Origin of the sequence: Bradyrhizobium sp. 1 (assembly GCF_023073315.1) — a bacterium.
GTDB lineage: Bacteria > Pseudomonadota > Alphaproteobacteria > Rhizobiales > Xanthobacteraceae > Bradyrhizobium.
Genome location: NZ_JADPJH010000031.1, coordinates 1 through 14,062 on the forward strand (window position 1 = coordinate 1; position 14,062 = coordinate 14,062).

The 14,062-nt window shown below is 58.8% G+C and carries 13 protein-coding genes and 2 pseudogenes; 9 read left to right on the plus strand and 6 right to left on the minus strand.

Annotated elements, in window-relative coordinates:
- Nucleotides 1-81 precede the first annotated feature (81 nt).
- The 5 genes and pseudogenes from IVB29_RS24650 to IVB29_RS24675 all read left to right on the plus strand — a co-directional run.
- Nucleotides 82-339, plus strand: a pseudogene (locus tag IVB29_RS24650) (MmgE/PrpD family protein); the annotation flags it as partial.
- On the plus strand, nucleotides 302-973 hold the full coding sequence (locus IVB29_RS38540; RefSeq protein WP_346731299.1) for a N,N-dimethylformamidase beta subunit family domain-containing protein: 672 nt from the start codon (nucleotides 302-304) through the stop codon (nucleotides 971-973). The pseudogene IVB29_RS24650 and the gene IVB29_RS38540, both read left to right, overlap by 38 nt.
- Nucleotides 974-1,757: 784 nt before the next feature.
- Nucleotides 1,758-1,976, plus strand: coding sequence for a hypothetical protein (locus tag IVB29_RS24660; protein WP_247506005.1), 219 nt, complete (start codon nucleotides 1,758-1,760; stop codon nucleotides 1,974-1,976).
- A complete protein-coding gene (locus IVB29_RS24665; protein ID WP_247506006.1) occupies nucleotides 1,969-2,853 on the plus strand; it encodes an alpha/beta hydrolase in 885 nt (294 codons plus the stop codon). The genes IVB29_RS24660 and IVB29_RS24665 overlap by 8 nt, the downstream gene beginning before the upstream one ends.
- 291 nt (nucleotides 2,854-3,144) lie before the next feature.
- Nucleotides 3,145-3,543 (plus strand): annotated as a pseudogene (locus tag IVB29_RS24675) (IS5 family transposase); the annotation flags it as partial.
- A 540-nt stretch (nucleotides 3,544-4,083) separates the two neighbouring features.
- Here IVB29_RS24675 and IVB29_RS24680 read toward each other — a convergent pair.
- From IVB29_RS24680 to IVB29_RS24695, 4 genes are all read right to left on the minus strand, one after another.
- Nucleotides 4,084-4,557 (minus strand): hypothetical protein, encoded by a 474-nt coding sequence (locus tag IVB29_RS24680; protein ID WP_247506007.1) that lies wholly within the window; start codon nucleotides 4,555-4,557, stop codon nucleotides 4,084-4,086.
- 136 nt (nucleotides 4,558-4,693) lie between these two features.
- Nucleotides 4,694-5,182: an NUDIX domain-containing protein gene (locus IVB29_RS24685; protein ID WP_247506008.1), complete on the minus strand. Its 489-nt coding sequence runs from the start codon at nucleotides 5,180-5,182 to the stop codon at nucleotides 4,694-4,696.
- 166 nt (nucleotides 5,183-5,348) lie between these two features.
- Nucleotides 5,349-5,798: a GNAT family N-acetyltransferase gene (locus IVB29_RS24690; RefSeq protein ID WP_247506009.1), complete on the minus strand. Its 450-nt coding sequence runs from the start codon at nucleotides 5,796-5,798 to the stop codon at nucleotides 5,349-5,351.
- Between the two features lie 174 nt (nucleotides 5,799-5,972).
- A complete protein-coding gene (locus IVB29_RS24695) occupies nucleotides 5,973-6,881 on the minus strand; it encodes a LysR substrate-binding domain-containing protein (RefSeq protein ID WP_247506010.1) in 909 nt (302 codons plus the stop codon).
- 480 nt (nucleotides 6,882-7,361) lie between these two features.
- On the opposite strand from IVB29_RS24695, the gene IVB29_RS24700 reads away from it, so the two are divergent.
- The 4 genes from IVB29_RS24700 (at nucleotide 7,362) to IVB29_RS24715 (ending at nucleotide 12,376) form a co-directional block, all read left to right on the plus strand.
- Nucleotides 7,362-8,663 carry a SidA/IucD/PvdA family monooxygenase gene (locus IVB29_RS24700; protein WP_247506011.1) on the plus strand — a complete coding sequence of 434 codons (1,302 nt, stop codon included), beginning with the start codon at nucleotides 7,362-7,364 and terminating at the stop codon, nucleotides 8,661-8,663.
- Between the two features lie 63 nt (nucleotides 8,664-8,726).
- On the plus strand, nucleotides 8,727-9,989 hold the full coding sequence (gene ectB / locus IVB29_RS24705; protein WP_247506012.1) for a diaminobutyrate--2-oxoglutarate transaminase: 1,263 nt from the start codon (nucleotides 8,727-8,729) through the stop codon (nucleotides 9,987-9,989).
- A 36-nt stretch (nucleotides 9,990-10,025) separates the two neighbouring features.
- Nucleotides 10,026-11,189 (plus strand): hypothetical protein, encoded by a 1,164-nt coding sequence (locus IVB29_RS24710; RefSeq protein ID WP_247506013.1) that lies wholly within the window; start codon nucleotides 10,026-10,028, stop codon nucleotides 11,187-11,189.
- Nucleotides 11,190-11,206: 17 nt separating this feature from the next.
- Nucleotides 11,207-12,376 (plus strand): MFS transporter, encoded by a 1,170-nt coding sequence (locus IVB29_RS24715; RefSeq protein WP_247506014.1) that lies wholly within the window; start codon nucleotides 11,207-11,209, stop codon nucleotides 12,374-12,376.
- A gap of 176 nt (nucleotides 12,377-12,552) precedes the next feature.
- On the opposite strand, the gene IVB29_RS24720 is transcribed toward IVB29_RS24715, so the two are convergent.
- Nucleotides 12,553-13,173, minus strand: coding sequence for a hypothetical protein (locus tag IVB29_RS24720; RefSeq protein ID WP_247506015.1), 621 nt, complete (start codon nucleotides 13,171-13,173; stop codon nucleotides 12,553-12,555).
- 196 nt (nucleotides 13,174-13,369) lie between these two features.
- A complete protein-coding gene (locus IVB29_RS24725) occupies nucleotides 13,370-14,059 on the minus strand; it encodes a 2-phosphosulfolactate phosphatase (protein WP_247506016.1) in 690 nt (229 codons plus the stop codon).
- Between the last annotated feature and the right edge of the window lie 3 nt (nucleotides 14,060-14,062).

A 14,062-nucleotide genomic window follows, 5' to 3' on the forward strand; every position in this document is an offset into this window, starting at 1 on the left:
CGCCAGGATGCGCATCTGCGCACCTCCGATCTTGCTTGCAACTCTCTGGGAGACGAGATAGTCCACCTAGCCAAGCAGCGGATCGTCGACAGCATCGGCTGCGCGTTCGGCGCCGTCGACAGCGATCCCGTGAATGCGATCGGCTCGTATCTCGACACGCTCGCGCCCGGCCCCTCCACCGTGTTTTTCAGCCGGCGTATGGTCGGACCGGACTTGGCAGCGTTTATCAACGCGACCATGGTGCGCTATCTCGACTACAACGACGGCTACTTCGCGTTGGAGCCCGCGCATTCGAGCGACAATATCCCGGCGATCCTCGCGGTCGCGCAGGCCGAGGGCCTCGGCGGTCGGGACGTCATCGTTTCAATGGCGATCGCCTATGAGATGCAGATGCGCTTTCGGCCGTCCACCCCAGAAAGTCTTTGGTGTCGGTTTTATCTCCGAGGGATTCGACTCGGCGCGGCCGTTCCGTCGCATGCCCGATAGCTGGCACCGCCGCGCCTCGTGGATGCTGGATGGAATTGAAGGCGAGATCATAGGTGATTTCGGTCTCGCGCAGGGCGCGGCTGGCGGCATCGAGATTGACCGCTACGATCTGACGCTCGGTACGCCGCCACACTCGCTCATCATCGCGTCGTCTGGTGGGCATAGCGACAATTATCAGACCGTTGTCGAGGAGGTCCTCTATCCTTACCCCGGCCTTTCCGGCTCTCACGACTATCGCGTCCGCGCCGATATGGTCTATTTCACGTCGCCACAAGATGGTGCGGCATTTTCGACCGGCTCGATCGCATTCAGCCAATCCCTGCCATACAGGAACTTCGACAACAATGTTTCCATATCTGACGATCCGTCCCATCGGTATGAATTGCCTAGGGTTCGTCTCGAAATATTCGATCAGTTCGTCGAGTTCGTCTTGTGTGGGCCGCCGGTCACGCTCATTGCTCTTTCCGACCAAGTTGAGATGGCTTAACGCGACCCGTGCCAGGCGAGCTTCCTCGGCGGAAACTTCGATGCCGTGGACCGCAGCGGCATGCGTTATGATTGTCCGGATGAAAGATAAGTCGATGGCCAACGTTGCAGGGCCAGCGCCTTCCTTGGCGCGCTTCCTTCCGAACTCGATCAGCCGTTCTCGATTGAGCGCGGGAAGCTTCACGCTGCCGAGCGCAGTCTTGAGCGACGCCATCACAGCAGCTTTTGACCGGCGAGGGGGCTTTCCAACTTCATGCATGTCTTCGTCGTGCAGGTCGATCAGATCGCCAAACGTGCGAACGTTTCGCGCCACGCGTGGCTTGGACGATCCATTGCGGTCGATATTGCGCTCCATCTCGAGCGCCCATTCTTCGCCGTCCTTGCGCCGTCGGAATGTCTCGGCCACATAGCGGGTCTTGCGGCGCACCTGGACGCGCCAGTTTCGGGATGCCATTTGTGTGAAGGTCGCCACGCGTGTGCACTCCGACTTTCCTGTGCACTATGTGTGCACTGAGAGGTCAAAACGGGTACAAACGTGTGCAATTTCGTCTAGTTTGGAGTGCACACGTTCGCGGTTCATCTCATTGAAGAGTAAGATAAACTATTGAAATATCAAGACTATCGCTTTTCCGTCGCGCCCATGATGGATTGGAGCGAGAGTTCAGGGTTTTCAAGTAGTTAAAGGACGGCGTGTGCACGACGTGTGCACCGGAAGATCAAGAATGATCTCATGACGGCCAATGTGAGCGGGTGTACGGAGTGTGGCCGGTGTCTCTACTTGGTGCATGTCAACTACCAAACTTCCGTCCAGCGCGGAGATTTCAGCGGAGATCGATCCGGCAGATGCCTCACTGTTCCTCTACGGCTTGGGGCAGGGCTCGCGGGTCACTGGACGGATCGCAAAGCTCGCCGATGTCGAGCGCACTGTCGACGTCGCGCTCCGGGCGCTCTATCCCGGCGGACCGCCGGAGGCAAATAGCGCATCGGGACCGATCAATGCTTGAAGGCTTCCAACGGCATGACATCGAGAGCGCAGGCGCGACGATCGCTGCGTGGACGGGCGGCAGTGGTCCGCCGTTGTTGCTTCTGCACGGCTATCCGCAGACCCATGTCGCCTGGCGTCGCATTGCGCCGGCGCTTGCGCGCGAGTACACGGTGATTACCACGGATCTGCGGGGATATGGCGAGAGCCGCGGCCCGCAGCAGGTCGAAGCGTCGGCCTATTCCAAGCGGGCGATGGCCTGCGACCAGGTGACTGTAATGAAGCACTTCGGGTTTAGCCGTTTTGCAGTGATCGGGCACGATCGTGGCGCGCGGATCGGGTATCGGTTGGCATTGGATCATCCCGGCAGCGTTCGCGCATTCGTCTCCCTGACCGTGATTCCGACGAGTGAAGTCTGGGCCCGCGCCGGTAAGGCCTTTGCGCTGGGGGCGTATCATTGGATGCTGTTCGCGCAACCCTATGATTTGCCCGAGAGGCTGTTGAGCGGTGACCCCGACTTTTTTCTGGACTGGACTCTGCGAAAGATGGCGAAGGATCCCAGCGTCCTGTCGGATGAGGCGCTGTCAGCATATCAGGAAGCGTTCCGGCGTCGTGAAGTGCGGCATGCCATGATGCAGGACCATCGCGCCGGCGCCACGATCGACAATGAGCATGACCTCGCCGATCGTGCCACCGGACGGACTCTGGGTTGTCCTGTCCTGGTGCTGTGGGAGCAGGGCCGTTTCGACGGAACGGAGACGCCGGTTCAGATATGGAGAAACTGGGCCACCGACGTTGAGGGCTGGGCGATTCCGGGCGGTCATCTGCAGCCCGAAGAGCAGCCTCAGGCCGTCCTGGACGCCGTCGGGCCGTTTCTTGCGCGAAATACGGTAGCCTGAGGAAACAGCGGCAGGCCGCAGCAATCACGCTTGGCACTTTCACCGGCGAAGGCGCATCGGAGGCCGAGCGTCGCATTGGTGGCCGATGACCTGGCGGCTGGGCGATTGATGACGCCGTTTCCGGACATCAGTCTCCCGGCGCGAAGTTACTTCGCTTATCTGCCGGAACCGCGACGGACCGATCCACATATCGCCGTGTTCTGCGATTGGCTTGAGCAATAGGGGCGCCATCTCGTCAGCAGCTAGGCGTTAACGCTCCGATTGGCCCGATTCCGCTGATCCGCCGCTCGCGAGATTCACGCGGTCGTGGACACCAATGGCCTGCCGGTCCACCTCGCACTTGCGCCGGGCGAGGCGCATGACAACCGGCTTTGTTCGGTCCTCCTTGGCGCAATGCTCCCACAAATGACGTTGCTCGCGGATCGCGGTGATGACGCCGACAGGATCAGGAAGCTTGTTCGCCTGCGGCGAGCATGGGCGAACGTTCCGCCGAAACGAAATCGCAAAGATCCGACCTACTACAGCCCGTATCTGTATCGCGCACGCAACCTGGTTGAACGGTTCTTCAACAAGATCAAGCAATGTCGGCGTGTTGCGACCCGATATGGCAAACTCGCAGCCAACGATCGGGCGTTCGTCAAACTCGCATCAATCCGAATTTGGCTACGCGCTAGTGAGGCCGAGCCCTAAGCGGCTGGCCGACTGTCGTACGGTCAACCCGCAATAGCGGCCGAAGAACGGACATCCCCGAGGTCGCAGATGGGCCAAAGGGCAATGTCTTGATCATAAGCAGCCGGCCAAATATGAAGGAAGCGAACCGACTGGGACTTTGCCGCACAAAATGTCCGCTCGAGGAAATGAGACCGATTGAAACGATTCTCTTCGACGCAGATGGCGTGTTGCAGCGGTCACAAGTCAGGTGGCGTATGCATTTTCGAGGTTGCCGGCGCTGACGGAAGACGTGCTACTCGGAAACGACGTCCTCCTTGTCGAAGCAGCGTTCTTAGAACGTGAGGACGATTTCACAGCTGCAATAACCGAACTCACCGCGAGAGTGGCTCCCGGCGACCACAGGCGGCCGGCTGATCGCTGGAATCTAAATCGGTGACACGATCAGCGGTTCGGATATCTCCGAGCAAGCGGTGGGCTAAGGCGCCGTCACCACAAAGGGAGCTGAAAGATCATTGTTGTCGATCACGATGGTGGCGTGGACCTCGGGCGAACACCGATCTAGATATATCCGTTGACCTTCGACGTACCGGTGATTGGAGGCGGCCGACGGGTCCGGGGAAAGACCGTCCCTGGCAGCGCATCGTGCAATCGATGCGTCAAAATTAACCCGGAGGAAGATGGAAGCGTCCCAATAAGTTGCAACTCAGGGCGATGCAGGAAGATCCCGTCAAACAGCAACATCGAGACCGGATGCGCTTCCTGCTCCATCAGGGGTACGGGAAGATCAGTAACGTGATCGAAGACCGCCGCACAATAGCGACGATGGCCACCGGGACTGAGGGGGTCTAGAAGGTATTGCTTGAGAAAAGCGTAGTTGTAGGAATCCTCGAAGAAACCTAGCGGGGATTGTCGGCCCCGCGCGTAGCGAATGGTCCTTGGATTGTGGAAGCCGTCGACGGACGCGCGGATCACCGGGCGACCGAGGCCGACGATGACTTCCGCAAGCTCATTCGCAAAGATCGGGCAACGCAAGCGGAGCGAGCCGATGCAGAGGCTTGTGCGGATTGATCTCCGTGCCCTGCTGGCGCCGAATGCGCCAGATTCGTCGTGATCTCCGCACTAATGCCGGCCCATTGGTACCGGCAATTGTCAGTCAGGCCTAATCCGATCATATCATCTGGAATTGTCCGGATCGCGAGAACCTCATATAGGCTTCGACGCTTCGATGCGTGTTGGGAAGCATGGGCGGGAGTGCCGCCGGATTGAACCACTGAACGGCGCTACTTTCATCGTCGGTCACCTGCGGTACGCCACGGAAGCTTTGCGAATAGCAATTAAGCACAAAGTATTGGCATCGGTCTCCGTTGGGAAACGTGAAGGTCTCCACCAGCGGATCGCAGCCGAATCCGAACGGCTTGGCTTCGAGGAGCTCCAGTCCGGTCTCCTCATTCACTTCGCGAATAGTCGTTGCATCGAGGGCTTCTCCTTCCTCGGCGTTCCCGCCAGGCAGCCCCCATGCGTCGAGATCGCTTCTCTTCTGCAACAGGATTTCCGACCTGGCATTCTCGATGACGATGCGAGCGCCGGGAACGAGCAGCAAGCGCCTACCGACCATTTGGCGGCGTTGTCCAACGTAGCTGTCGACGAAATTTGCCATTTTTTTTCACCTACTCAATTATAGTAGCAGAGGGCAATCATAACGAGCGTAGCAACCGTTGCGAGAGTCTGGAAGCGGCAGGTAGGAGGACGCGGACCGTTCTGTTGCGTTATCGACGGGCTGAAACTGGTGTAGACACGGGCACCGCACTGCCAAAGCTAGCACGCTAGGGGCGGCGTACTTCGAAGTAAGTTTTGCCTCCACGCTGAAAGCCCGCTTCCTCATAAAAGCGTAGGGTGGCTTCCCGGTTCGAACCCGTCGCCAACAGGACCTTGTAGCAGTTGGCTTGCCAGGCAATATCGAGCGCATGCGCCAGAAGCCGTCGACCGAGTCCCAGCCGACGGTAGTCAGCGTGGGTAACGACGTTCTCGATCACCCCATATGACCGACCACCTCGAGACAGGTTAGGCACGATCGCGAGTGTGCACGAAGATACAAGCCGTTCCGCAACTTGTGCCACGATCACGGTCATGGAGTCGGATATCATCAACGTCGACCAGACACGCTCCGCGGTCGCCACATCCAGCTCAGGATCGTGCGGATGAAGATGTCGGTAAAGGTCCAACACTTGGGGGAGATCCTGTTCCGCCGCGGAGCGGACAATGGTGTCGATCATGTGCTGATACTCAGAATCTTGGTCTATACGGGGATGCTAACGGAAATAATCAATTGCCTTTCGGGCGATGCGCGGTCGATTGCCTGCGGCCGAGCGGGCCGCGTGCTCTGACGGTGTCGTCACGTGCAGAAACACTACCTTTGTCCGCGTGGATATTCGGGAAATGTCCGCCGCCTAAGCCGTACTTTCTCGTGAGGCCTCCAATCTCAGCCATTTGCTTACGCGCGTTACGTTTCGGCGCACCTTATAGCCAGACGGGAAGACGATGTAATATCCCAGCTTGTCGGAAAAATTGGCATCGAACAGCTTGACCAGCTGACCGCTCGAAAGAGCAGCGGCTGCAAGGGAACCTCGCGCCATCGCGATCCCTTGCCCATCGACCGCGGCTTCGACGATGACGCCGCTATCATCGTAATGAATGGCCTCGGTCAAATCGAGTTGTTGGCTAACCCGGCGTGCATAACGTGCCCAATAGCGATAGACCGGATCCTCGAGGATCGGATAATTCGCGATCTCCGCCAGGTTCTTCGGCATACGGCGCCGCTGCAGCAGACGTGGACTGCAGACCGCGACCATACGGTCCTTCATCAAAAGATCGGCATGGAGACCCGGCCACGCGCCGTCGCCATGACGAATGGCCATATCGACATTCTCGACTTCGAAGTCGACGTAGTGCCGGCTGACGTTCAACGCGAGTTGGACGTCCTTTACTTCCCGGTGAAACTTGTTGAGCCGTTTCACAAGCCACAGATGTGAGAAAGATGGCGACACACTGAGGCATATTTGCTCGACCTTCTTTGCCTGGGGGGAAGCCTTCTTGGCCTTGGCCGTTGCCGCGTCTAGCCGCTCGAGTGCCTTGCTTACGGTTGCAAAATACTCCCGGCCGATCTCGGTGAGCACGACCGTGCTGGTGCCGCGCTTGAACAGGGCGGCTCCGACAAACGTCTCCAAATTGCGGATTTGCTGGCTGACCGCACTCTGCGTGATGTGAAGTTCGTCAGCGGCCAGCGTGAAGCTCTTCTTGCGTGCTGCAGCTTCGAAGTAGCGGAGCGCGTTGAGCGGGGGAAGATTTGCGAAGCTCATGGGCCGGAATTTCTAATGTCTATTAGAAATTGTCAATTGCCAAGGTGCAACTAATTCACAAAAGTGTCACAGAAGAGTCTGAACGGACCCAATTGTTGGCTCCCGAAGACTTGCGAAATGAAAGGGCCTCTCCGGGGAAGGTGGGCGCGGGACGACGGGGGCGCGACAATGGACACTTTACTGCTTATCACCGCCATTTTGCATGGCTCTGACCGTCCTGTGGGACGCTGCGGAAAGTGCGCCGGTAGTCGCGCCAGCAACAACAAGAAACAATTTGTTCCAGCGCGGGTCGCAGGGCGCTTCATCTCCCTGTGAGCCGTCTCAGAGAATGACCCGCCTTTTGGAGCTGCGCGGCGAACTGTCGGCGCTCGCTGACTAAGGCGCCTCGCACCTGCGAGCCAGGTAATCCCGCATCGAGGCGGTGGGCCTTTCATCCATGATCCTGCGAAATGACCGTAAACCCGGAGGTGGACGACAACTATGCGTGAAATCTATGATTGCATCGGAATTGGATTTGGTCCGGCGAACATTGCCCTGGCGGTTATGATGCGCGAGGCCCGCTTCGGCGGAAACGTCATCTTTCTTGAGCGTTCGTTGGAGCCCAACTGGCAGCCTGGCATGCTGCTCGAGGGAAGCGACATCCAGCATAATCCCCTGCGGGATTTCGCGACGCCCAGAAACCCCCGCAGCCGCTATGGATTTTTAAGCTACCTAGAGTCGGTCGGGCGCCTGTTCGATTTTCTCAATCTCGACCAACCGTTTCCGCCGAGAACCGAGTATGCCGGCTATGTCCGATGGGTCGCGGAGCAATTTGCCGAGACCGTCTCATACGGAGAAGAGGTTGTCTCCATTCGTATCGACGGATCTCGTGGCGCAGATCTCTACGAGGTCCGTTCGTCGGACGGCACGAGCCGGTTTGCCCGCGCGATTTCGTTCGCGCCGGGGCGCTCGCCCCTGATGCCGGCTGTCTTCTCCAACGCGAATGACAAGCGCATATTCCACGCTTCCGATTATCTCTTCGGCCTCAATGCGATCGAGCGTGAGGGCGCACCGGAGCGCTTTGCAATTGTCGGAGCTAGTCAAAGCGCGGCTGAAATCGCATTGGACCTGCTCGGACGATACTCCGACCTCCAGCTCAATCTCATCTGGCGAGGTCAGGGCATCAAACTCAAGGACACGAGTCCGTTTACCGAGCACATCTACTTTCCGGAGTTCGTCGACTATTTCCATGGTGCATCGGAAAACCTGCAGCGCAATCTCAGCGCCGACCTTTGGCGGAGTAACTACGGGTCGGCCGATCACGACGTCATTTCTTCTCTCTATTTGAAGCTCTACGAGCAGAAAGTGACCGGGCGGATTCGCATTCACACCCATCCCTTCAGCGAAGTGACTGACTTCAAGCGTGAAGCGAACAGGATCGCTCTCTCGGTGCGGGAGCGCAACCATGGCATCTCCAGCACGATTGACGTCAACGGGGTGATACTCGCAACGGGCTACAGGAATTTCGGCGCCACTGAAGGACGAGAGCTCTTCCATCCGCTCTTGAAGGATGTCGCGGAGCAGGCGCGCCGGCGAGAAGACGGGTCTCTCTATGTCGCCCGTGACTTTCGGATCGAGGGAGCACGCCGACGCGACCTGCCACCCCTGTTCGTGAATGGCCTCTGCGAATCAACGCACGGCTTTGGGGATGCCGGGTCCTTCAGCCTCCTCTCTGTGAGATCGAGGACCATCTACGAGGCGCTCACCGGGTACTTGCTTGAAGCGCAGCAAGCGGCCGAATGACGGACCGCATTCGCTCTGCCGCCCACCAAGCTACCGACATCAGACACCTTCAAGGGGGAAACCATGACCGTAGAGATCTTCGAGAAACTCGAATCAAATGTTCGATCGTATTGCCGGCACTTCCCAAACCTGTTCAGCAAAGCTGCCGGCGCGATCCTGGAGGATCGGTCCGGAAAACGTTACATCGACCTTCTGGCCGGCGCCGGCACGCTGAACTACGGCCACAACAATCCAACCATTCTGGAGCCGGTCATACGCTATCTTCAGGATGGCGGGATCGTGCACTCGCTCGACCTCCACACGGAAGCCAAGGCCTTATTCCTCGAGACTTTCGAGCGAGAGATCCTCGCTCCGCGAGGGTTGCGGTACAAAATGCAGTTTCCGGGACCGACCGGAACCAATGCGGTCGAGGCCGCCCTCAAGCTTGCGCGCAAGGTGACGGGCCGCCGCAATGTCGTCGCCTTCACGAACGGTTATCACGGAATGTCGCTCGGTGCCCTGGCGGCAACAGCAAACCCAGCCAAGCGGGCGGGCGCGGGGGTTCCACTCGGGAATACGACGTTTCTTCCGTATGATGGCTATCTCGGTCCTGAGATCGACACGGCAGAGCTCGTCTCGCAGCTTAGTCAATGCAAGGGCGGCGGTGTCGACGCGCCGGCCGCACTCATCGTTGAAACCGTCCAAGGGGAGGGCGGGCTCTGGCATTGCAGCCCGCAATGGCTGCGGAAAATTAGCGCGCTTGCGAAAGATCTCGGCGCCCTCTTGATCGTCGATGACATCCAGGCCGGATGCGGACGGACGGGCAGCTTCTTCAGTTTCGAGGAAGCCGGGGTCGTACCGGACATCGTCACTCTGTCCAAATCGCTGAGCGGATTTGGAACGCCCCTGGCGCTCGTCTTGCTGAAAGAGGAATTCGATCGCTGGGCGCCCGGCGAGCACAATGGGACGTTTCGCGGAAACAATCTCGGCTTCGTCGGTGCGACCGCCGCGCTCAATGCCTATTGGACCAACGGCGCATTCAAGGCGGACATCGGCAAGAAGGCCTCGTACTTGAGGTCCCGTCTCGAAAATATCGCGGCCGGATTTCCAGCCGGCGCAGCCACCATCCGTGGCCGTGGGCTCTTTACGGGCCTTGCGTTTGCGGACGCCACAATTGCGCAAAATCTGTCGCAGGAGCTCTATCGTCGTGGGGTTATCGCAGAAACCTGCGGCCCAAATGACGAGGTTCTCAAATTCCTGCCGCCTCTGACGATCGAAACCGAAGTGCTTTCCGCTGCCCTTGATGAGCTGGAGGCGATCGGCGCCGTCTCAGCCGCTGCTGCGTGAGCTACGCGCGATCAAACCTAACCTCTCGGACTCCATATGAACATTCATCTTCAAGACTCTCATCCCGATGTGAAGGCATGCGTCGAGCAAGCGCTCAAGACATGCACGAGCAACGGATCGATGAGAAACGGCGGCTCTGCGCCTAACCTTCGTCGCTTGACAAGTGGAACGGGCTCCCTCGCCTTGTTTTACGTTAGCGCAGAGCCGTCGGTCGTCATCAAGATCGGCGCGAACGACGTGATGCGGGAGGAGACGGAATTCTTCGAAGCCGCGCGCGTTTTCACGAAAAGCGCTCCGCTGATCGATTTCCCTGTCATCTACTGCCGGTCCGTCGACCGATCCATTGGCTGGTTCGCCATGGAAGCCGGCAAGGATGTCACGATTGAAAACGATCTCTACGACGACAAGGGAGAGCTCCGGGACGGTTGGGTCGAAACGTTGAATCGGTTCGCCGACTGCATGTCGCCGGTCTATCGGGATACGTTGACGACCGAGGCATGGAATCTCGACCGCTATCATCTGGAGGGGCGTACCCGGGCGCTCCTAACCGATAACCAAGCAATGCGCATCAACGCGGCTAGGATCGCTGGCCTGCCGCCCTTCACTGATATCGTGAACAGCCGGGTCGCCATCAACGGTAGGGCGCTAGGATCGCCCCTTGGCATGTTGGACGAGGCCGTGAGCCGAATGAGGGGAACCACGGCGCCCTGCTCGTTCATTCACGGAGACTTGCAGTTACGAAACGTCATCCCTTCCGAACAACACGAAGGCTTCTTGCTGATTGATCCGCGGGCCAGCTGGGAAGGAAAAGCGCCGCATGTCGCCTTTCACGGATCACCGCTCTATGATGCGGCTAACGTTCTGCACAGCGTGGCCGGCCTGTCTCCTATCCTGATCAAGAAGGAACGGAATCAGGCGGCTGCCTTGTCTGCGCTGTCACTCGACCGTTCGCGGCTTGTGCTGGATCTGGATGACCGTTATTTCGCGTCGACTGACGCGGCCATTGAGATGGCCGAGGAATGCGTCGCGACAATGTTGCCTGCTTCCCTGCTGGACCACGACTGGCGCATCCGGTTCTACCTTTACGCTGCAAACTCCTGTTTCGGATGGTTGCGATCCCAGACGGTCGTCTCGGAGCTTGCGACTTGGGCTCTGATCTACGCGACCGGCATCCGGATGCTTGGGAGAGCCGCCCGATGAGACTAGAGCCCTTCGGATTGGCCTTCATCTTCTTTCGCTTCTCGCGCAACAGCTACTTTCACGTGGCGTTCAGCGTCTTGTATTTCCAAAGCCTGGGTTTCTCGCTTGCGACGGCGCTCTCGCTTGAAAGCTTCTACTACATCGCCAAGGCCGGCTTCGAGGTGCCTTGCGGCGTACTCGCGGACAGCATCGGCCGCAAGCTGACGTTGATACTGGGATCGTTGCTCGCAGCCTCCTGCTATCTTGGCCTGGGGCTTTGCGATCAATACTGGCAAATGATGTTGTTCGAGGCCGGCCTCGGTCTTTCCATGTCGATGGCATCCGGTACGGATTCGGCGCTCGTCTACGACGAATACAAGTCCCTCGGAAAGACCGACGAATATGAACGCGTCGAGTCGATCGGATGGGGTATGAGAAACATCGCGCGAGGAGTCGCTTCCGCCTTTGGCTCGGTGTTTGCGACCTGGTACACGATGAGTAGTACGTTCATCCTCACGTCGATTGCGATATTTGCTTCGGCGCCGGTCGCCGCCATATTTCTTAGGGAAGGTGGGCGAAAAAGGACGACCTTGAAGGGCGTGGTTTCGTCGGCGATAGCGCTCATCCGGACCAACGGCGAATATCGGCGGGTGCTGCTTCAGTTCGCAGTCATCACCATTGGCGTGAAAGCGGGCTTTTGGGCCTTTCAGCCCTTTTCGGACCTCCATCATCTCCCCCTGGAATGGATTGGCACCTGTTTCACGGCACTCCTGTTCATCTCGCTCGTCGCATCATTTTTCGTTGAACGCATATGCCGCGTGTTTGGCCTCTTGCACACCCAGACAGCACTCATCGTGGCTGCGTTTGCTATCATGAGCCTCTCGTTTGCCTCCGGCAAAGGGGCCGGCATCGTGCTTGTCTCGATAGGACTTGCGTTGCACGCGGTCGCGCAGGGCATTTCGGACCCGATCATGCGGATACTGATCAACCGGTACGCGGAGTCAGACAGCCGCGCCACCGCCATGTCAGTCGCCTCGATGGCAGGAGATGGCGCCTTCTCTCTCGTGGCACCTCTTTTCGGCTATCTGATCGACAAGCAGGGCGGTGCGGCCGCAAGTCTCGCCGTGGTGGTCGTGACGCTAGTTGCGCTCTATCCCGATCTGGTCAAGCGCCAGCAGGCGCGGCAAGGGAAAGCGCTGAGCCCCTAGGAAAGGATCGCAGCGGACCCGAGGGCGGCAGCCCTCGGTGACTAGGCTCTGGACTCATTGCCGCGCCGCCCGTTCGACCCGATTGCTGGGGCGGACATCAAACAGCCAAAGCTCTCCGCTGAATCCGTCGCAAATAGCCCAATCCGGCCTGACTTCCTTAGCGCTATGCCTAGCGCTCATCGGGCCAGCGGCACGGACATCATGGTATCTACCTTGAGCGATGGGTAGGTCGTCTCGCGGACGAGCACAAGCGTATCGATTTCGGTCCAGATGTCGTGCTGGTGACCTTCGGCCAGATTGCGCAGATCGTTCGGAAGCGTGGCTGCCTCGCTGTATCGGCAGAGGCTCGCATGGATTGTTGGGGGCTGTGGCTGCGGCGGCCTCGCTTCCGGTGTGGGTACCAGCTGCGCCACGATTGCACGTGCACGGGCGACGCAAGGATCGTGGTCGGCCAGCGCGACGATGGCTGTGTCAGCTACGCGCAGGATACCGAAGTGCAATCGGAAAGCTGGGATCCGCAATTCGACCTGCTTTACGCTCTCTTCAACCAGCGACGATATACGGCTCCAAAACTGATCCTTGTCGTACCAATCCTCACGGGGAGAGATAAGCGAGGAGCACGTCACATGCAGCGTTTCCGCCGGCGCAAACCAGAGTCCTGAAGGAACGCTCCTCGCCAGCTGTGACGAGAGTTCCGCGAGCGCGGCACGCGCCTCGGCAGGGAGGCAAAACTGAAGCTGGTACGAGAGACATGAGCGCCCCAGCAGCAGGTCACTTTGCGGGTCGAAATCAGACATCTCAAACCACGAGGGTCATGCTGTAATTCTTTGCACCTGCGCAGGGCCGCTTCGCGTTGTGCCTCAGGTATTATCGACGGCCTGAGTTCGGCTCTCAGTTCGTGCAGCTCGACCACCCTTAAGGCGACCTTGTGCGCTGAAAGCTGTTTCGCTGCGCGTGATGATCATAATATCGAAAGATATACGGTGCGCGCAATCAATCCCGTTGTTTTCGCGCGACGAGTCGCCCGTCCTCAAGGTCTATGAGCACGGCAAAATCATAGCGGTCAATGTCGAGCGCGATATCCAGGTCGGCGGGATGCAAATGGGGCTTGGCAGGATCGTGGAAAGCTGGAATCTGCGGTCCTGCTAGGATAACGTCGCGCGTTCCAGATGGGCTGCCAGGCCGGCCCTGTAGAAGATTGCGCAGGTGAATGGCGCAGAGTTCATCCTCATCCGAGCGTCGGGCGCCATCCAGGCCCATTGCCACCAATGTGACCTCCGCCGGCAACTGTCTGAGAACGGCGCGTGCGGTCGCCTTGGCTGTAACCAATGATCCCGCATAAAGGCGAGTGGCCCGCTTGGCGGCGACTATGCCTTGCGTGCCGGCGCTCGTACGTTGAAGAATGGTCTGCCCCAGAAGATCAGCTTGCGACACCTCGAAAGGGGAATTGCCGAAATCAAAGCCGGGAGGGGCATGGCCACCAACCTCTCCCATGCAAAGTTGTCCGATGCCGGCAGCTCGCAGCGCCAGTGCCTCCTCGACATCTCGGACCATGATGATCTTCGTTGCACCATTTGCAAGCGCAACGGCGGCCGTCGTAAAGGCGCGAAAGACGTCGATGATTACAACAGTCCCAACGGCACGTTCAGCGCCGGCTATCAAGCTCTCAATTCGGATGTTCAAGTG